The 19,061-nt window shown below is 46.0% G+C and carries 15 protein-coding genes and 2 pseudogenes; 11 read left to right on the forward strand and 6 right to left on the reverse strand.

Going from position 1 to position 19,061, the window contains the following annotated elements; all coding sequences use genetic code 11:
- The first annotated feature begins 21 nt into the window (after positions 1 to 21).
- Both P3X63_RS01820 and P3X63_RS01825 read left to right on the forward strand, forming a co-directional pair.
- The gene (locus P3X63_RS01820; protein WP_277692384.1) at positions 22 to 684 is read left to right on the forward strand and encodes a response regulator transcription factor; all 663 of its coding nucleotides are present in this window, start codon (positions 22 to 24) and stop codon (positions 682 to 684) included.
- On the forward strand, positions 675 to 2,054 hold the full coding sequence (locus P3X63_RS01825) for a sensor histidine kinase (RefSeq protein ID WP_277692385.1): 1,380 nt from the start codon (positions 675 to 677) through the stop codon (positions 2,052 to 2,054). The genes P3X63_RS01820 and P3X63_RS01825 overlap by 10 nt, the downstream gene beginning before the upstream one ends.
- Before the next feature lie 59 nt (positions 2,055 to 2,113).
- On the opposite strand, the pseudogene P3X63_RS01830 reads toward P3X63_RS01825, so the two are convergent.
- Positions 2,114 to 2,999 (reverse strand): annotated as a pseudogene (locus P3X63_RS01830) (LysR family transcriptional regulator).
- Between the two features lie 108 nt (positions 3,000 to 3,107).
- On the opposite strand from P3X63_RS01830, the gene P3X63_RS01835 reads away from it, so the two are divergent.
- From P3X63_RS01835 to P3X63_RS01855, 5 genes and pseudogenes are all read left to right on the forward strand, one after another.
- The gene (locus tag P3X63_RS01835) at positions 3,108 to 3,521 is read left to right on the forward strand and encodes a tautomerase family protein (protein WP_277692386.1); all 414 of its coding nucleotides are present in this window, start codon (positions 3,108 to 3,110) and stop codon (positions 3,519 to 3,521) included.
- Positions 3,521 to 3,835 carry a carboxymuconolactone decarboxylase family protein gene (locus P3X63_RS01840; RefSeq protein ID WP_026585765.1) on the forward strand — a complete coding sequence of 105 codons (315 nt, stop codon included), beginning with the start codon at positions 3,521 to 3,523 and terminating at the stop codon, positions 3,833 to 3,835. The genes P3X63_RS01835 and P3X63_RS01840 overlap by 1 nt, the downstream gene beginning before the upstream one ends.
- A gap of 76 nt (positions 3,836 to 3,911) precedes the next feature.
- On the forward strand, positions 3,912 to 4,640 hold the full coding sequence (locus P3X63_RS01845; RefSeq protein ID WP_026585766.1) for an SDR family NAD(P)-dependent oxidoreductase: 729 nt from the start codon (positions 3,912 to 3,914) through the stop codon (positions 4,638 to 4,640).
- Between the two features lie 40 nt (positions 4,641 to 4,680).
- Positions 4,681 to 5,009 (forward strand): annotated as a pseudogene (locus P3X63_RS01850) (SDR family NAD(P)-dependent oxidoreductase); the annotation flags it as partial.
- A gap of 35 nt (positions 5,010 to 5,044) precedes the next feature.
- Positions 5,045 to 7,123 carry a class I SAM-dependent methyltransferase gene (locus P3X63_RS01855; protein ID WP_026585768.1) on the forward strand — a complete coding sequence of 693 codons (2,079 nt, stop codon included), beginning with the start codon at positions 5,045 to 5,047 and terminating at the stop codon, positions 7,121 to 7,123.
- A 38-nt stretch (positions 7,124 to 7,161) separates the two neighbouring features.
- On the opposite strand, the gene P3X63_RS01860 is transcribed toward P3X63_RS01855, so the two are convergent.
- Complete coding sequence (locus tag P3X63_RS01860; RefSeq protein WP_026585769.1) at positions 7,162 to 8,229, reverse strand: DUF4352 domain-containing protein; 1,068 nt, start codon at positions 8,227 to 8,229, stop codon at positions 7,162 to 7,164.
- A gap of 602 nt (positions 8,230 to 8,831) precedes the next feature.
- Positions 8,832 to 10,232, reverse strand: a complete 1,401-nt coding sequence (locus P3X63_RS01865) for a YfcC family protein (protein WP_026585770.1) — start codon at positions 10,230 to 10,232, stop codon at positions 8,832 to 8,834.
- 120 nt (positions 10,233 to 10,352) lie between these two features.
- Here P3X63_RS01865 and P3X63_RS01870 point away from each other — a divergent pair, with 120 nt between their 5' ends.
- On the forward strand, positions 10,353 to 11,519 hold the full coding sequence (locus tag P3X63_RS01870) for a M20 family metallopeptidase (protein ID WP_277692387.1): 1,167 nt from the start codon (positions 10,353 to 10,355) through the stop codon (positions 11,517 to 11,519).
- Positions 11,520 to 11,697: 178 nt separating this feature from the next.
- Positions 11,698 to 12,825: a type II asparaginase gene (locus tag P3X63_RS01875; RefSeq protein ID WP_077735865.1), complete on the forward strand. Its 1,128-nt coding sequence runs from the start codon at positions 11,698 to 11,700 to the stop codon at positions 12,823 to 12,825.
- 25 nt (positions 12,826 to 12,850) lie between these two features.
- Here the strand turns inward: P3X63_RS01875 and P3X63_RS01880 are convergent, their stop codons facing one another.
- Positions 12,851 to 13,303, reverse strand: a complete 453-nt coding sequence (locus P3X63_RS01880) for a GNAT family N-acetyltransferase (protein ID WP_077735768.1) — start codon at positions 13,301 to 13,303, stop codon at positions 12,851 to 12,853.
- A gap of 87 nt (positions 13,304 to 13,390) precedes the next feature.
- On the opposite strand from P3X63_RS01880, the gene P3X63_RS01885 reads away from it, so the two are divergent.
- Positions 13,391 to 14,881 (forward strand): amidase, encoded by a 1,491-nt coding sequence (locus P3X63_RS01885; RefSeq protein WP_277692388.1) that lies wholly within the window; start codon positions 13,391 to 13,393, stop codon positions 14,879 to 14,881.
- 56 nt (positions 14,882 to 14,937) lie between these two features.
- Here P3X63_RS01885 and pepF read toward each other — a convergent pair whose 3' ends face one another.
- Positions 14,938 to 16,752: an oligoendopeptidase F gene (gene pepF, locus P3X63_RS01890; RefSeq protein WP_277692389.1), complete on the reverse strand. Its 1,815-nt coding sequence runs from the start codon at positions 16,750 to 16,752 to the stop codon at positions 14,938 to 14,940.
- 114 nt (positions 16,753 to 16,866) lie between these two features.
- On the reverse strand, positions 16,867 to 17,124 hold the full coding sequence (locus P3X63_RS01895; RefSeq protein WP_026585778.1) for a GlsB/YeaQ/YmgE family stress response membrane protein: 258 nt from the start codon (positions 17,122 to 17,124) through the stop codon (positions 16,867 to 16,869).
- A 166-nt stretch (positions 17,125 to 17,290) separates the two neighbouring features.
- On the opposite strand from P3X63_RS01895, the gene P3X63_RS01900 reads away from it, so the two are divergent.
- Positions 17,291 to 19,009 carry a serine hydrolase gene (locus P3X63_RS01900; protein WP_277692390.1) on the forward strand — a complete coding sequence of 573 codons (1,719 nt, stop codon included), beginning with the start codon at positions 17,291 to 17,293 and terminating at the stop codon, positions 19,007 to 19,009.
- The last annotated feature ends 52 nt before the right edge of the window (positions 19,010 to 19,061 follow it).

A 19,061-nucleotide genomic window follows, 5' to 3' on the forward strand; every position in this document is an offset into this window, starting at 1 on the left:
TGTGAAAAAGGTGGTCGCCAAGTGGCAAAGATTTTGGCAGTAGATGATGAAAAAGATATATTGATCCTCATACAAAATATTTTGCGCCGAGATGAGCACCAAGTTCATACGCTCGATCAGGTGCCGATGGACAATCACAGCGTTTTTGAAGGCTATGATTTGATTTTGCTTGATGTCATGATGCCGGAAGCGGACGGTTTTGATCTGTGCGGGAAAATCCGCCCGATTGTAGACTGTCCGATTCTGTTTCTCACAGCTAAGACGGAGGAAGAAGCCATTGTGAAAGGCCTTATGACAGGAGGAGACGATTATATTACCAAGCCGTTTGGCGTTCTTGAACTGAGCGCCAGAGTAAACGCCCATTTAAGAAGAGAACAGAGAGAAAAACACCAGACAAAACGGCTGATTTCCGGCTTTTTATTTCACTTTGACAGCAAGGAAGTCTGGATTAACGGACAAAAATTACATTTAACAAAAAATGAATATAAAATATGTGAGCTATTGGCTGTACATAAAGGGCGCATTTTTACAAGAGAAGAAATTTATGATCAGGTGTATGGGCTGGATGGAGATGCCATGCATTCCACGATAACCGAATTTATCAGAACGATTCGAAAAAAATGCAAAGAATATGATGCAGACCCCATTAAAACCGTATGGGGTGTTGGATACAAATGGGAATAGACAAAAAGAAAAAGACGCTTCGCAAAGAACTGATCAAATATATGATGACTTTGTCCTTCAGCTTAGCCGCCGTCACAGCGCTGTATGTTGCCGTCAATACGCTGGGAATGAATGCCGGCTTATTTTACCCGGCCAACTACTATGAACACGAAGCTGAAAAGCTGAAGCCCATGCTTCAATCAGCGGAACGAATTGAGGAAGACATGATCCCGGATGCGATGAAATATGCCGTTCTTGATAAAAAATCAAAGCAAAAAAAGGCGGGGAACATAAAGGAAACCGAGCTGTCTCTCGTGCAGAAAAAAATAGACAACAAGCCGTATGTCAATTATAAGCAAAAAGGATACATGATCATTGATAGAAAAGACGAATATTGTGTATTGGAGTACTCCGTTCGGGCTGAATTCCGTTCTTCTTTTCTGAGGAAGCATTTTCCGAATTATGAGATGACAAGTTTATGCATCATGGTGATCCTTCTTATTGCCGTTATTTTTATCGTGACGACTCTCTTTGCCAATCGCTTAAAAAAACATTTTGAAACATTGAACACAATGGCAAAACAAATCAAGCAGCAGAACCTACATTTCACACCGGAGTTTTCAAATATCAAAGAATTTGATCATGTGATTGAATCGCTCATCGATATGAGGGATGCCCTGCAAGCGTCTCTACAGGCGCAATGGCACTTAGAGAAAACAAAGAAGGAACAAATCGGGGCCCTGGCCCACGATATTAAAATTCCCATGACCATTATTAAAGGAAATGCCGAATTGCTGAGTCTGTCGCCGCACAATCAAGATCAGTCCGATTATATAAAATATATTCTTGCTGCGGGAGATAAAATCGACCAGTACATTGACCAATTAATTCATCTGTCTAAAGCAGAGGAGACATTGCATATCAAGCTCAAAAAAGCAAAGGTGAAAGACCTGGTTGAAAGCGTGCTGAATGATGCGGAGGCGTACATAGGGGGCAAAAACATTGAAATCGAATTAAAAGCACGGAATCTGGAAGGGAAAAAAGCGGCAATCGACCGCAGCCTTCTTCACCGGGCGCTGATGAATATTCTTTCGAACGCCGTAGACTGCACGCCTGAAGGCGGGAAGATTGATTTCGAAGCCGCCTGTACAAACGATACGCTCATATTTACGATAACAGACAGCGGAAAAGGCTTTTCTCCGGAAGGGCTAAAAAAAGCAGCCCAGCTTTTCTACATGGAGGATAAAGGCCGGACTTCCAATGGACATTACGGCATGGGCCTAACCTTTGCACTCAGCGTTGCCAAGCTTCACCAGGGCGATTTAACGATTCAAAATGCGGAAACAGGGGGCGGCCAAGTCAGCATAACCATGCCATTGGTTCAAGATTAAGCGCTTTTTTTGAAAACGCTGTTCAGTTGTTAAACCTTCCGGATGCTCGGAAGGTTTTTCTACGCTTTCTGAAGTTCCTGCTTGAGCCATTGATAAAGTCTTGCACCCGCCTGTTTCAGCGGATAGGCGGACGATTTGCAAAGGATGCCGAACGTCACGCTGATCGGGTTGTCCTGAATCAGGCGGACGGCTGTTTTAGGGGGAGGAGGAGAGATGATGCTTTTGGGAATAAGGGCGATACCGAGCCCTGCCGCTACATAGTTTTTTAAAGCGGTCATACTGCCGATTTCCATTGTATTCATTTGGCTTCCCGGCAGCTCCTGAAAAGCGATTTCGATTTTTTTACGGTATGTGCAGTTGTTGGCCGTGATCAGCAGGCGATGATCCCTGATATCCTGCAGATTGATGAACTCATTTGTTCCGGCGGGATATCCTTCAGGAATCAGCACCGCCAGTTCTTCGCTATAAAGCGGCTCAAAGTAGAGGTCTGTCCCCATGGCCGGCGTTGAACAGACGGCAAGGTCGAGCTCTCCTTGAATAAGCCGTTCCGCCAAGACTTGCGAGTTTGCAATATCGACGGAAACCCGTACTTTTGGATAATCTGTCAAAAAACCTCCCCAACATCTCCGGCAATTGGCAGCTCGCAATCGGTTCCACCGCTCCTAACCGAATATTCCCCGCTTCTCCAATCAGTAAATCCGCCATGTTGTTTTGAAGATGATCCATATCTTTGACAATGTGTCTGCTTTCTTCAAAAAAGAGCCTGCCGGCTTCAGTCAGCCGGAATGTTTTTCCCCGCTCAAGCAAACGTATGCCAAGATCTGCTTCAAGTTTTTTGATCTGCATCGTAACGGTGGACTGGGCGTAGTTCAATTCTTCGGCCGCCCGGTTAAAACTCCCGCAGGCCACGATTTTATGAAATGTTTTTAACGTTTTCAGATCCATCATGATCACTCTCGATTCAATAAAATTGAATTTATCATTCAGATGATTCAATTATACAAATCAAAGTCGCGAAAGTACAATAAAGTTATGAAGAAAGGAAGTGAATATATGCCGTTCGTCCATGTTTATTATCGAGAAGGTCTATTGAATAATGAGGAATTAAAAAAGGTGAGCAATAGTATTCATCATTCATTAATGGAGCATTTTAAAATTCCGGAAGATGATTATTTTCACATGTGTTTACCCTACCCATCTAATCAATTTTTTTTCGATCCGAATTATCTTTTAGAAGGGGAGAAAAAGAGATCAGATAAAATGATCCATGTTTCCATTACATGTGCGCCAGGAAGAACAATCAATCAGAAAAGGAATTTGTATCAATCCATCTCGGAAGCTTTTTATCATCATTTAAACATCTCTACAACTGATATTTTTATTACATTAAACGAGTCATTTGCTGAAAACTGGTCATTTGGTCAAGGAATAGCACAAATGGTGAATACGGAGGAGGAAAAAGATTAGTGAATGACCGCATCGAATCCAATATACCAAAGAAAATGAGAGATATTGCTCCCGATTTTGTTGATTACGGAGAAAACATATTGTTCGAAAAAGTATGGAGAGATCCTGCTTTAACATCAAAAGAAAGAAGTTTATGTACTCTATCTGCTCTGATTAGTATGGGCAATACTGAACAACTGCCATTTCATTTACAATTAGCTGAAAAGAATGGAATCAACGAAAAGGAAATGACTGCTTTGATTACACATATGGCCTTCTACGCTGGATGGCCTAAAGCGGCCGCAGCGCTAAATGTAATCATGAGTAAAAAATGACGATATGATCTCTTTTTAAAGCCATCTCACGCTAATAAAAGTAATCATATTGATAGAAAAAAGAGGTGCAGAACCTATGTTTAAAAATAAAGTGGTATTGGTAACCGGTGGTGCAACAGGAATCGGGAGTGCAACCTGTATAAAGCTGTCTTCTCTAGGAGCTAATGTGGTTGTAAACTATTCAAAGTCACTTCAAGAAGCACAGAATACGTACGATCAATTGTCAAATTCCGGGCTGTTGTATCAGGCAGATATTAGTGATGAGCGTCAAGTAAACGAAATGATTCTGACTTGTATTCAAAAGTTTGGAAAGTTAGATTACCTCGTTAACAATGTTGGGATTACGCATCAATTGGCGATGGATGATTTTGATGGAGCCACTGATGAAATCTGGGATAAACTTTGGAATGTAAATGTGAAAGGAACATTTTACTGTATTAAGGCAGCAGCGCCTTATTTAAAAAAAGGAGAAGATTCAGCAATTGTTAATGTTGGAAGTGTAGCAGGCATAACCGGGTTAGGTTCCTCCGTCCCATATGCAGTGACAAAATCAGCTGTTCATGGATTGACAAAATCGCTTGCGTTTTCACTAGCACCAGACATAAGAATTAATAGTATTGCTCCCGGTGCTGTTGATACAAGATGGTGGAAAGGAAATGAAGAAAAAATGAACGCCCTGGCTGGAAATATTCTATTGAAAAGAATTTCCACACCTGAGGACATTGCTGAAACCATTTGTTATACACTTCTTCAAAAGTCACTAACAGGACAAATCATAACGGTAGACAATGGTCAAACGATGTAGAAATCGATTTTCTTTTTATTGATAATTGAGGATTCAAATTCTCGGCAGTATCGCCGGGCAGACAGGCGCGGTTCTTCGCTTCCGTATGCTGTGTCTAAAGTGGCGCTCCACGGGCTGACGAAATCGTTGGCACATGCGCTCGCTCCGGAAATCAGAGTGTGCAGCGTGGCGCCCGGTGCGGTTGCGACAAGATGGCGGGAAGGCCGAGAAGAAAAAATGAAGCAGCTCAAGCCAACAACTCCCGCTCAGATAGCAGTGCCGGAAGATATCGGGCTGATCTGCGACATTTTGGAACAAGAAGCGCTCACAGGCCAGACAGACATCATCATTCTTTTTTTCTATTCCTATATGAGACGATTTACCTTATGATGAATCATATAGATGAGAAAAAGAGGGAAGACTTTATGAGACGTATTCAATCTTTAGAAGCAATTGAGCAGGTGAAAAACGGAGATTTGCGTGTTTTGCGGGAGGCAGAATGGTTGAAATATCTGTTTTTGACCGAGGAGCAGAATGTGAATTTGGAACGGGTCTCGTCCTTGGAAAAGATGCCGCCCCGCCCCGTTCTTCTTTATGTTGAAAAGACGCTTCGCATTCTAGAGCAAACCGATATCCCGAAGCGGGAGAAAGACATCATCGAAGAGGTTCTTATTTGGAGTGAGGCCGCTAAATGCGGGCAGCCGCATAAACGAAAGGAATGGCGCGAGAAAGGGTTTCAGCTGGAGATTCACAATATAGGCTCGGCGCAAATTTACGCTGAGCGGAATCGTCCATTTGCGCCTGACCGGGAAGATGTTGAGGAGCTCGTATACGTGTTGATTTTGACGCACGGCCTTGTCGGACAGTACATTCGCGGGGAAACAAGATACCGGCAATTCGCGCCTTTGATCGACTGGATTGCTGCAGCTAAACCGTTGGACATCGATATCAGACGGGTTCTGTCCGTCCTGAACAAATGTATTATTGCGGGTGTGTCCTTTGAGCTCTGGGAATCGATTGAGCATGATGTGAACGATGTCATCGCTCGTATTGCCGGAGGAGAGCGGGACAAGGATCTGCCGTTTGCGGAAAGGCTGAAAAAACTGCGACGGCAGGCGATCAATGCGGGAGAAGACAGCAGCCTTTATCAGCCGTTTCTGAAGGAGCACTCGGCCGAAGACGCGCTGCGGCGTTTCTTAGAAAAAACGGACTTGTGGTATGTGGAATCTGCGCTTTCCTCATTCAGTTTCGAAGAGTTTGTCAAAATCTTTCTGCTCACCCTTCGTTCGGCAAATCCTTTATCCGTCAAGCACATCAGCTTTGAACCGTTGATGAAAGATATCTACAGGGATTATCAGGGTGTACGGCATCCAAATATTTATAAGAAACGCATGATTGAAGCGTATTTGAAGGAGCTGTCCATCAAGGGTTTGCTGAATGGGAAGCTGCCCGCCAACGAACATGTTTCCTTAACCGTCAAGACCTTTGATCATGCTTCTGAAATTGTCGGCGTGTTTTTTTCTTTTTCAAAAGCGGGCACTAAGCTGATCGAATTTTGCCAGGAAGCGGAGAAGTCACCATTGTATGAACGTGCGATCGTGCTGCTGTATGACTTCTTCGAGTTTCGCCGGGATTCATTTGACCGCCTCCAAAATGAACAGACTTATTTGTCTGATATGAATCGTGCGGAAGATTATAAAAAGAAGATTGCCGATTATGCCGTAGGGGAGAAGATGCTTGATATCGGGGCCGGCGGAGGCGTGATGCTTGACTTGCTGACCGAGCACCACCCGGAAGCTGAAGTCATCGGAATCGATCTGTCGGTCAATGTGATAGAAGAGCTGCAAAAAAGAAAAGTGCGGGAGCATAAACCGTGGCAGGTCAAACAAGCAGATGCATTGGATTTGCCGGAGTACATCGAAAAAGAAAGTGTCGACACGATCGTTTTTTCATCGATTTTGCATGAAATGTTTTCATATATCCCTTATGAAGGCAGAAAATTTAATCAGCGGGTCATTGCTAAAGCTTTAAGAAGCTCCTTTGACGTGCTGAAGCCTGGCGGCAGAATCATTATCAGAGACGGCATCATGACGGAAGCCAAGGATGATACGCGCCGGATTCGCTTTAAAGACCCGCGCGGAATCGATTTTTTAAAAAGGTATGTCCGTGATTTTAAGGGACGCAGCGTGCAGATTCTCAAGTTGGAGAACGACGCGGCGACGCTGTATGTCAACGATGCGATGGAATTTCTCTATACATATACCTGGGGGGAAGAAGCATACCCCCATGAAGTGCAGGAGCAATTCGGCTATTTTACCCCTTCAGAGTTTCAAGCGTGTATTGAGAAAGAGCTTGGCGATCGCGCCAATATCCTCGTGTTCGAGCATTATGTGCAGGAAGGGTATGAAGAGCATCTTTCTCCTAAAATTGAATTGACCGACAGGCATGGCGCTCCTGTTTCTTTGCCTGACAGCACCTGTTTTATTGTCGTTGAGAAAAGATAGCAGAAAAAAAGCACCTTTTTGAAAGGTGCTTTTTTGCGTTAGTTTTTAAAGAAGCTGCCGAAGTAGTCTTCAGCCGTGTAATCATTAAGGTCAAGCTGCCATTTGCCGTCTTTTGTTTTGTTCATTTTGACTTCAACGGTTTTTTCGCTTGAAGCAGTTTCTAATTTTTTAAGTTCTTCCACCATGGCGTCGATGGTAGGGCTGATCAGTTCATCGCGGGAGATATAATCCTTCCCGCTGTTTTTGACGTATTCTTCCATTCTCTTTTGAACCCTTTTTTCGAGGTCTGAGCTGTCGATCGGTGTGATTGTTGCTTCAACTGTCGCCTCGTCACTTGAAATCGTTTTTGTAACCGCTTTGACTTTTGCTTTGTCCTGATAGGCGTTTTGAATGGCGCTGATCAGTTTGTTCAATTTCTTTTTATCGACTTGATCTTCATCATAGATGCCCATATTCTCGATAAGCGATTTTTGCCCGCCTTCAAGATAATCAGTAACGATTTCGCGTTTGTTTTCACCCGTCAATTTTTCGAAGTTCTCGTTATCCTTGCCGAAAAGTGTGATATCTGTATAAGCGAGCAAGGCTTTGGCCGGATCGTCAAGCTTTTTGGCCGTATCTAAAATGTCGCTGCTGCCGCCGTCGATTGTGAATTCAATCGGCTCGACTTTTTCGTCGCCATAGACTTCAGGTGTGTATTCAAGCTGGTATTTTTCGCCTTTATCAACCTGGTAGTAAAGGTACCCTTCGGTTGATTTATCCGGGTTTAGCGAGGCGGATGAAAGCCTTTCATTATCAGTATACATTGACACATCGGACACTTTAGAGTCGTTCTGGTAAAGACTGAACGACCTCTTGTTGACGTTCAATGGTTTATCACTTGTATTTTTTACGGATACTTTTACTTTTAAAATAAGTTCGCCTTCACCTAGTTTTGTTGTTGAGTCCTCAGGCAGTGTATATTCTGAGCTGACGACTTTAACCTCTGCATTGTCCGCTTTTTTTGTATCTTCTTTTTCACCGCTTGCGCTTTTATTGCCTCCGCAAGCTGCTGACACGACGGCTACGATCATCAAAAGCATCATCAGAAAAAACTTTTTGCTTCGCATGGTCTGTCTCCTTTTTTTTATTAATTTTTTCAAGTGTTATGTAAATGAAAAGAAAATGGCGGATTAGGGATAAAGCCCTTTTTTCGGGATGAATTTGATTAAAGTCCCGATCCTTTCATTTATCTAACAGTGAAAATTTGATTATAAATCTTTCTTTTTCCTTAGTTTCTTAAAAAAAACAGAAACAACATCACTCATTTTAAGGTTTAAAGAATCATTGATAAATAGGTTGTAAATCCTAATTTCGGCCAATGTTTTGCAAGATTAGACATGATTTCAATCTCCTGATGGTATAAAGAGACTAAAACTTAAGGATTACCTTGAAGTACATTTAATTGAAATCAAACCATTTTTTAAAAAAACAGGAATGTGTCTTCTTAAGCGGAAAACATAAGAAATTATGGGATTGGGAAGCCGGAAAACAGAAGGTGAACTCCAATTTGCTGCAAGTGAGTCGATAGTCCCGTTTTCGGGTTTCCTTAACGGAAGCTTAAAATTTAGTGGATCAATCGGTGTGGATGGGGTTGGCACGGTTTTTTAACAGTGATGAATAGGGGGAAAGGCCGCATCGCCGGCGGCCAGCTTAAAACGAAAAACGCTCTTCACTTAATGCCGATCATCATGGCGATAATAATGGCTGCAGCGCCGATGATAAACCAGCCAGCGATCAGTTTCCAGACAAATTTGACCCAGCGTTCATAAGGAATGCCGGCAATCGCAAGCGAAGCCATCAATACACCCGATGTCGGAATGATGGAATTGGTTATGCCGTCTCCATATTGATAAGCAAGCACGGCGATTTGCCGTTCAAATCCCAAAAGATCTGCCAGGGGCGCCATAAGAGGCATTGTTGTGGCAGCTTGGCCGCTTCCGGACGGAATAAATGTATTGATGGCGACTTGGACGATAAACATACCGACGGCGCTGATTTCATTTGGAAGTGTGCTGATGGCAGAAGCGAGGCTGTTGATCATCGTATCAATGATGCGGCCATCTTCCAATACAACGACGATGGCTCGGGCAAATCCGACGATCAACGCTCCGTAAACAACCTGTTTCATCCCGTCAACAAACGAATCGAAGGTCTTGTTGATGGTGAGTCCGCCGGCAAGACCGGAAGCGAGTCCGATAATTAGAAACCCGGCCGACAGCTCACTTAAAAACCAGCCCCATTGAAACACACCGAATATATTGATCGCAAAGCCGAATGCAACGATGAGAAAAACGAGGCCGTGCCGCGGTGTGAAGGAAATATGAGAATGCGCCGCCGCCGCTTCTTCACGCATCTCGGCAGCGGTTCCATACATCAGTCCGTGTTGCGGATTTGCTTTGACTTTTTGCGCATATGTCATGACGTAATAAATGGCGTATCCAAGCATGGCCGTATAAACAACGAGTCTGTAGCCGACGGCGCTGAAAATGGGTACTTCGGCAATCGTCTGCGCGATTCCGACAGTGAAAGGGTTGAGCATGCCGCCGGTAAATCCGGCTGCAGCCCCGAGGGAGATCATCGCCAGGCCTGTCATTGAATCATAGCCGAGCGCTCGTGCAACCGCGATGCCGATCGGAACAAAGATGATCGTCTCTTCAGATAAACCGATGGTAGCGCCGCCAAGCGAAAAGGCGAACATGATCGCCGGGATTAGCAGGGCGCCCCGCTTCTTCAGGCGCTGCACCAAACAATTGACTCCGGCGTTGATCATCCCTGTCTGGTGAATGATGCCGAAAGCGCCACCGATCAAAAAGATGTAAAAAATGATGTCCGCCGATTGCATCATGCCTTCGGGAACGGCTTTAAACAAATCAAACATACCGACGGGGTCGGCGTCTTTCTGCTCGTAACTTCCCTGAACGATCACCGTTCGGCCGTCTTCTTCAACCCGTTCAAATTGACCGGCAGGAATCAGGTAAGAAGCGACAGCGGCCAGAATCATGATCAGAAAAATCAACGCATATGTGTGTGGAAAGCGACATGTTGTTTTCTTCGGGGCGTCATTGCTCATTCGGCAAATCTCCTTTATAATGTATTAATATACAAAGTTTTATATATTTAAACATTTTTAATATATGAGAATCGATTTGTCAATCCCCTGGAATTTTATATGGAGAAGGGAGAACAGCGCGTGAAAAAACAAATTGAGAAAGAAATCGAACATATCCGTGAAGAGCTGCTGCATATCAGCCAGTATATTGGCAACAACCCCGAACTGGGTCATGAGGAATTCAAAGCTGCAAAGCTCTTGACCGAGGAGCTCAAAAAGCACGATTTTAAAGTGCAATTAGGAACAGCAGGTCTTGCCACCGCATTTACAGCCGAATATGACAGCGGCCGGCCCGGCCCTTCCATCGGGTTTATGGCAGAATATGATGCGCTTCCCGGCCTGGGCCATGCCTGCGGCCACAATTTGATCGGGACAATGGCTGTTGGCGCCGCCATCGGCGTCAGCAAAGTGATGAATTCGTGCGGCGGCAAAGTGTATGTATACGGAACGCCTGCAGAAGAAACAAAAGGCGGAAAAGTCACCATGGCGGAACAAGGGATTTTCGACCACCTGGATGCCGCCATGATGGTGCACCCGTATTGCAGACATGAAAAAAGCGGGACATCGCTGGCGATGGATGCCATTCAATTTGAGTTTTTCGGAAAGGCATCACATGCAGCAGGAGCTCCGCATGAAGGTATCAATGCCCTGGATGCCGTGATTCAGACATTCAACGGTATAAATGCGCTCAGACAGCATATCCTGCCTGACGCGCGGATTCACGGCATCATTCCCGAGGGAGGAAAAGCGGCGAATGTCGTGCCGGATTATGCAGTCGCACAATTTTACGTCAGGGGAGCCGAACGCTCCTATGTCAATGAACTGCTGGAAAAAGTGAAAAACTGTGCGAAAGCCGCTGCGCTCGCGACAGGGGCCCGGCTTGAAACCTCTTTTTACGAATTGTCTTATGACGATATGAAAACAAATGAAACGTTATCAGACATTTTTACAAAAAACATGATCGAGTTAGGCGTTGAGCCCGATTCCATTTATGAAAAAGCGGATGGAGGGGGATCGATTGACATGGGGAATGTCAGCCAGATCACACCATCGATTCATCCATATGTGCAAATTTGCGATGAACCATTTGCCTGCCATACACCGGAGTTTCGCGAAGCAGCGATGAGCAGCAAAGGATTTGAAGGATTGATGCTCGGCGCAAAGTCATTGGCGTTAACCGCCTATGATCTTTTGACCAATGCAGAGCTTTTGAACAAAGTGAATGAAGAATTCAAGCTGTTAAAATAAGGATGGAAGAGGAAAACGATGTTTTCCTCTCTTTTTTTGGACTGAAAGTCAGTGAAGAAAATCTAACGAATAAATAGACAGAAAATGATGAAAATTTAAACTGGTATGAAAGGGATGGAGTCAGAGAAAATACAAATACATAAGCTACATACGAAGAAGCAGGGGGAGATCTAAAATCATGATGAAACGGCGAATGTTGTTTATTGTTATAGGCTTATTGCTGATGATGACCGGGTGCTCCGGTGCAAATGAGTCTTTAAATGAAACAAAAGCTGAAGCGAAAACGGGAACAAAGACAGTCAGCACAGGTCAAAAAAATAAAGATTTGCCCAATATCAAAATCCTGGCTACAGGTGGAACGATTGCGGGCGCGGATAAGTCAAAAACATCGACAACCAATTATAAAGCGGGGGCACTCGGGATTGATACGTTGATCGAAGCCGTTCCGGAGATGCAGGATCTCGCCAATATCAGCGGCGAACAGATCGCCAATATCGGCAGTCAAAATATGACCAATGACATTTTGCTGAAGTTGAGCAAGCGTGTCGGGAAGCTGCTGGCTTCTGACGATATCGACGGGATTGTCATCACGCACGGCACAGATACACTTGAAGAAACGGCCTATTTTTTAAACCTTGTCATCAAAAGCGATAAACCGGTCGTCGTTGTCGGATCTATGAGGCCATCAACAGCGATCGGAGCGGATGGACCTGCGAATCTTTACAACGCCGTAAAAGTAGCGGCGAGCGAGAAGGCGAACGGGAAAGGAACGCTGATCGTCATGAATGACCGCATCGGAGCCGCGAGGTATGTAACAAAAACAAACACAACGGCTCCTGATACATTTAAGTCGGAGGAAATGGGCTTTCTCGGCAACATTGCCGACGACATCTATTTTCATAATGAAGTGACGAAAAAGCATACGACGGAAACAGACTTTGATATTTCAAAAATCGATAAGCTTCCTCAAGTCGACATTATTTACGGCTATCAAAACGACGGGCGCTTTTTGTTCGATGCCGCTGTCAAAGCGGGGGCGAAAGGCATCGTCTATGCGGGAAGCGGAAACGGCTCGATTTCCGATGAAGCGAAAAAAGGCGCGACAGCGGCTGTGAAAAAAGGAGCGGCCGTCGTCCGCTCGAGCCGCACCGGGAGCGGAGTCGTAACACCGAATCCGGATCTGGAAAAGAAACAGCTGTTGTCCTCCAATTCGTTGAACCCGGAAAAATCCCGGATTTTACTGATGCTTGCTCTGACCAAAACAGATGACCCTGAAAAAATCCAGAACTATTTTAATGAGTATTAGAAAGCTGCCGGTGATTCGGCGGCTTTTATAAATCCTGCGATAACCGGATCATATCGATGCATTGAATGCCATTTTCATAAATGGGTTCTGAATAATGCCTGATAAAAAAATCCCGGTCTATCCCTGTGATTCTGAACCCGCATTTTTGATAGAGAGCCAGCTGTCCGATGCTTGAATTTCCGGTGCCGATTTCCATCGTTTTAAACCCTTCTGATTTTGCCGTTTTTAGCGCATGCATGATCAGCTGTTTTCCGATTCCCTTTCCCTGCATCTCCTCTTTGACTGCAATATTGACCAATTCGGCCGTTTCCGGCCTTGTCGCCAGCAGGATATAAACCCCGGCTATTTCCCGGTTGATTTCAGCAGTGAAACATTGCCCTCTTTCGGCATAGTCTTTGACCAGTTTTTCCGACGGATCTGCCGACAGCAGCAAATCCATCGGCAGCGTGTTTTCACGTGAAAGCTTTTGAATGATCATTTCTCTTTCCCCCTATCTGAAACAATTGAAATCCTTCAGGGTCTCGTGCAAAATAAACATTAGCGAACCCAAAGGAGAGGTGCAGATATGAATATATCTGAATATATGGCGTATGACGCCGTAGGCTTATCTAAGCTTATCAAAAAAAAGGAAGTCACAGCAGCCGAATTAACCGACATCGCCTTTGCCCGCCTGGAGCAAGTCAATCCGGGAATCAATGCGGTCGTGCGGACGAGAAAAGACCGGGTCATGCATGAAAGCGAACAGCTTGATGTTTCCAGGCAGCCGTTCGCCGGTGTGCCCATTCTCTTAAAAGATATTTCCCAAGCGATAAAAGGAGAGCCGCTGACAGCCGGGGCGAAGCTGCTCAAGTCCTATACCGCAAAGCGCGATTCGAATTTTGTCGCAACCTTGCGCGAGGCAGGGTTTTTATTTCTCGGGCACACGAATACACCTGAATACGGGTTGAAAAATATTTCTGAACCTGAGCTGTACGGGCCGACGCGGAATCCGTGGAATACCGCTTATTCGCCGGGAGGATCAAGCGGCGGCTCGGCAGCGGCGGTGGCGGCGGGAATCGTGCCCGTGGCTGGAGCGAGTGATGGGGGAGGCTCCATTCGGATTCCGGCTTCTTTTACGGGGCTGTTCGGTCTGAAACCGACCCGCGGCAGAACGCCTGTCGGCCCTGGAGCCGGTCGTCAGTGGCAGGGTGCGTCGATTGATTTTGTTCTGTCACGGACTGTCAGAGACAGCGCGGCACTGCTGGACATTCTGCAAACGATCCAGCCGGAAGCTGCTTTTCAAACGCCTTTATTTCCCGGACGATATGCCGATGATCTGCAAATAGGGACACAGCGCCCTTTGAAAATCGCTTTTTCTGTGGAAAGTCCCGTAGGAACGCCTGTCAGCGATGAGGCCAAGCGCGCTGTTTATCACACCGTGAAATGGCTTGAAGCTGAAGGGCATCATGTTGAGGAACAGACGAACGGAGTCGACGGGCTCCGCTTAATAGAAAACTACTATTTGATGAACAGCGGTGAAATCTCGGCAATGGTTTTAGGAATGGAAAAAACGCTCGGACGGCCGATCACGGCACAGGATGTGGAAATCGTCACATGGGTTCTGAATGAAGCCGGCAAAAAAGTGACGGCGGCGGAGTTTACCGCGAGCTTAGCTTCTTGGGATAAAGCCGCCGCACAAATGGCGGCGTTTCATGAAACCTATGATGTATACGTGACCCCTGCCTCGGCCTATCCCGCGCCAAAGGTCGGCGAGCTGACCCACACGCAAAAAGAAGCGGAAGAGCTCAAGAAGGTAAGCGGCATGGAAAAAGACGAACAGCAGGCGCTTATCTATCAAATGTTTTTGAAAAGCCTGACATTTACCCCATTCACACAGCTTGCAAACTTAACCGGCCAGCCGGCGATGAGCGTGCCGGTCCATATGACAAGCGATGGGCTTCCGCTGGGGGTTCAGTTTACGGCTCCGAAAGGAAAAGAGCATTGGCTGCTTCGGATAGCCTATACATTAGAGCAGTCCGATTTATGGGTTGGAATGAAAGGAAACCCGATGTTTTAGCCGGCACATCACCGCAACAAAAGAACGGACGCCTGAACAGGCGCCGTTCTTTTGTTTTAACCATACAGCATTTCCAGCTCATCCACCAATGACTCGACATAGCGGACGGCCCGGCGGATCGGTTCGTCAGTCGACATATCGACGCCGGCATGCTTTAACAGGTCAAGAGGTTTCATTGTTCCTCCTGCTTTTAAGACAGACAGCCATCTGTCCACCGCCGGCTGCCCTTCATGCTTGATCATCTGTGAAACCAATGTTGAAGCAGTCAATCCTGCTGAATAAGTGTAGGGGTACAAGCCCATGTAATAATGGGGCTGGCGCATCCATGTCAGGCTGGCGCCTTCATCAATCACGACTTCTGCGCCCCAGAATTCGGAAAGCACTTTGCTTGTTTGTTCAGACAGCGCAGAGGCGGTAAGAGCGCGCCCCTGTTCTGCAAGCTGATACACCCTGCGCTGATACTCCCCTTCGAGCAGGTGGGTGACAAAGTTGTGGTAATACGTGCCCAGCAGCTGATTGATGACCCAGCGCTTCATCTTTGAATCATTTGTTTGTGAGAACAGGTGCTGTGCGAGCAGCATTTCATTCATCGTCGAAGGAGCCTCCACGAAAAATAAAGAAGGGCTGATGTTCATGATCCGCTGATCGCGGGCTGCGAAATAAAAATGGCCGGCATGGCCCAGTTCATGGGCAAGGGTAAAGACATCCCGCATCGTATCCGTCCAGGTCATTAAAATGTAAGGATGAGCGCCGTACGGGCTTGAGCAAAAGGCGCCTGTTGATTTGCCGACATTGTCAGCCAAATCGACCCACCTTTCAGTTAAAGCGGTTTTCATCACTTGTGCATACTCAGGGCCCATCACTTGTAAAGCATCGAGAATCATGTTTTTTGCATCTGCAAAAGTAGTTTGAGGGTTGAAGCCATGGTCGAGCGGGGCCTGCAAATCGCAGAAGCGCATCTCGTCCAGACCGAGTACACGTTTTTTTAGGCCGGCATACCTTCGCATATGTGGCGCAAGCTCCTGTTTGATGACATCCAGCTGGTTGTGGTACATCTCAAGTGTCACGCTTTGCGGCTGCAGGAGCATGTGGGTGACTGATTCATATCCGCGCAAGGAGGACATCGCCACTTGTTTTTTGACTTCTGTTTCATATGCGGCGGCAATTGTGTTTTGATATTGCTTTAAGGTATCGACAAATGAGTCAAAGGCTTTTCTGCGAATGTCCGTATCAGGGGAAAACATATATCTGCCTTCATATAGCGCAAACGAATTGGCGAGTTCACGGCCATTTGAATCGGTAATCGGTTCAAATCGCATATCTGCCAGTTTCGCCATTCCGAAGATTTTGTAGGGCGCTTCATACACTTCGCCCAACATGGCCAGCGCTTCTTCCGTTTCCGGCAAAAGCTTGTACGGCTTGCGCTCTAACATGTCCGTCAGCATGTTTCGGAAAGGTTCGAATTCTTCTTCACTTTTTATGTACGACTCAATGACAGCCTCGGGAAGTTGTAAAATCTCTGATTCGATAAATGAAAGGCCCGCATTGATTTTCGCCTTCAGCGCGGCCATTTTTGAAGCATTCGCTTGATTGATGGGGTTTGTCAAATCTTCTGACTTTTTGAGGTAGATATAGGCGATAGCCTTGCTTAAACGCTTCATGATCTGTTCTTCCATCAGCAAACAATCGAGCAGGACTTGTGCGCCTTCATGAAGTCTTCCTTTAAAAGATGTGATCGCCGATAAGTCATCCTCAATGTTGGCCAGCTCGTCTTTCCAAGCTGCGTCTGAAGAAAACAAATCTGTCAGTTTCCATGTCATCTCTTTCGCAACTTCTGAACGGTTCAGTCTCTTTTCAGCCGCTTTTTTCAATCGATCTCCCCCAATTCCGATTATTTCGTGTTTCTAATTAATTATATAAAAGACAGAGGCTGAATGAAACAAAATAAAAACGACGATTTCTGATGAAACCGCCGTTTTATTGCTTCACTTGCGTTCACTCATGCTTCGCATCACAAGGCTCACGATAAAGATCAGGATGATCGCCCCAACCAGAGCGGGGATGATATTAAATCCGCCAATCATCGGCCCCCAGTTTCCTAAGATCAGTGATCCCAGCCATGAACCGACAAATCCGGCGATGATGTTGCCGATGATTCCTCCAGGTACATCCCGTCTGATAATAAGGCCCGCAAGCCAGCCGAGAATCCCTCCGATGATTAAAGACCAAATCAGTCCAAACACAGATATTGCCTCCTTGATATTTTCCGTCTTTCCCTTAGCTTTTGACATTCATGAGGAACTATACCACTGTTTTTTCTCAATGAAACCATTCTCAGAAATCAAACGTATGACATACCAACACCAAGAAAAGGCATACAACTCATAAAAGAAGAGAGAGGAGTTTGGCATGAGACACCCCCTGAAAGAGTTGAAAGGTTTTCGCGAGTTTGCAGAAGAAGAAATGAAGCGGTGGAAAGTGCCCGGCGCTGCGGTTGGCATCATTAAAGACGATGAGATCATCATGGCGGAAGGGTTCGGCTATAAAGACAAAGAAAGGAATTTAAAAGTGAATCCGGAGACCGTGTTTGCCATCGGTTCGGGGACTAAGGCTTTTACAACAGCAGCGATGGCGATTCTGGCTGATGAAGGAAAGCTGGAATGGGATAAGCCTGTCAGGGAATACCTGCCGGAGTTTCACATGCATGATCCTGTAGCGACTGAACGGATGACCCCAAGGGATTTGACATGCCACCGTTCCGGACTTCCCCGGCATGATATGATGTGGTACAACTCCCCTTTTTCAAGGGAGGAGCTCCTCAGGCGCATTCGCTATTTGGAGCCGAACAAGGATTTTCGTTCGATTTGGCAGTATCAAAATCTCATGTATATGACAGCCGGTCTTCTGGCGGGAAGAGTGGCCGGCACGACCTGGGAAGGGCTTGTGCAAGAGCGGCTGTTTGAGCCTTTAAAAATGACATCAAGCAATTTTTCGGTTGAGGATATGAAAAAGCAGCCGGATCATTCCTTGCCATATCAAGAAAAAGCCGGATCAGCAGAACAAATTCCATTTCGCAATATCGATGCGATCGGGCCGGCAGGTTCCATCAATTCGAATGTGCTGGATATGGCCAACTGGGTGAGGTTCCAGCTTGGCAGCGGAGAGTTCAGCGGCATTTTATCGGCCGGGAGCCTGAATGAAATGCATACTCCTTATATTCCATGCGACCCGTTCATGAAAGCGAAAGAGATCCCAATTTCAAGCTATGGGCTTGGCTGGATCATCGAGCCGTACAGGGGATACCGCATGATTCACCACGGAGGAAATATCGACGGCTTTTCATCGCTTGTCTCTTTCATGCCTGACGAAAAAATCGGCGTCGTCATTTTGACCAATATGAACGCCAGCCTGCTCCCAAATGTGCTGGCATACCATATTTTTGATCGTATGCTTGGTCTCTGTGACATCGATTGGAGCAGCCGCTTGAAAGGTGAAGCGGAAAAAATGAAAGCGGCTCTCATTAGACAGGATCGCACCGCACATTTAAGCAAGATCGAAGGAACGCAGCCGTCCCATGCTCTTGAGGATTATACGGGGATCTATGAGCATCCGGGCTACGGAGAATTAAAAATAGAGCTTACCGACGGAACATTGCAGGCGCTGTTTCATTCGTTTGTCATGCCTTTGACTCATTATCATTATGATACGTTCGAAATGGAGCTGAAGCTTTCTGAGACGACCAAGCTTCTGGCATCCTTTACCATTGATGTGAACGGACATATCAGCCGTTTCTCCGTACCGTTTGAAATGGCGCCCGGTGCAAAAGAAATCGAGTTTGTGAAAAAGCCTGATGAGCGATTGTCCGATCCTGAATTTCTCGCTTTGCTGACTGGAGTGTATGTGCTTGAAGACGGAACAGAAGTCGCTGTTTCCCTCGGAGGGGAGCGGACACTAAGGGTAACATTGCCTGGTCAGCCGGTATACGAGCTTGTGCCTTACCGTGAGCTGACTTTTCAAATCAAACATCTGCCTGGATACAGCATTCGGTTTGAGACGGATGATTCCGAACAGGTGAAAGGCCTTCGGTTTATCCAGCCGAACGGCGAGTTTCCTGCTGTCCGGAAATAACCTCTCATAGAAACGATTCGACTTTATTTCCCGAGAAATAGATAAGAATGTC

Source organism: Bacillus sp. HSf4, from assembly GCF_029537375.1.
Classification (GTDB): domain Bacteria; phylum Bacillota; class Bacilli; order Bacillales; family Bacillaceae; genus Bacillus; species Bacillus sonorensis_A.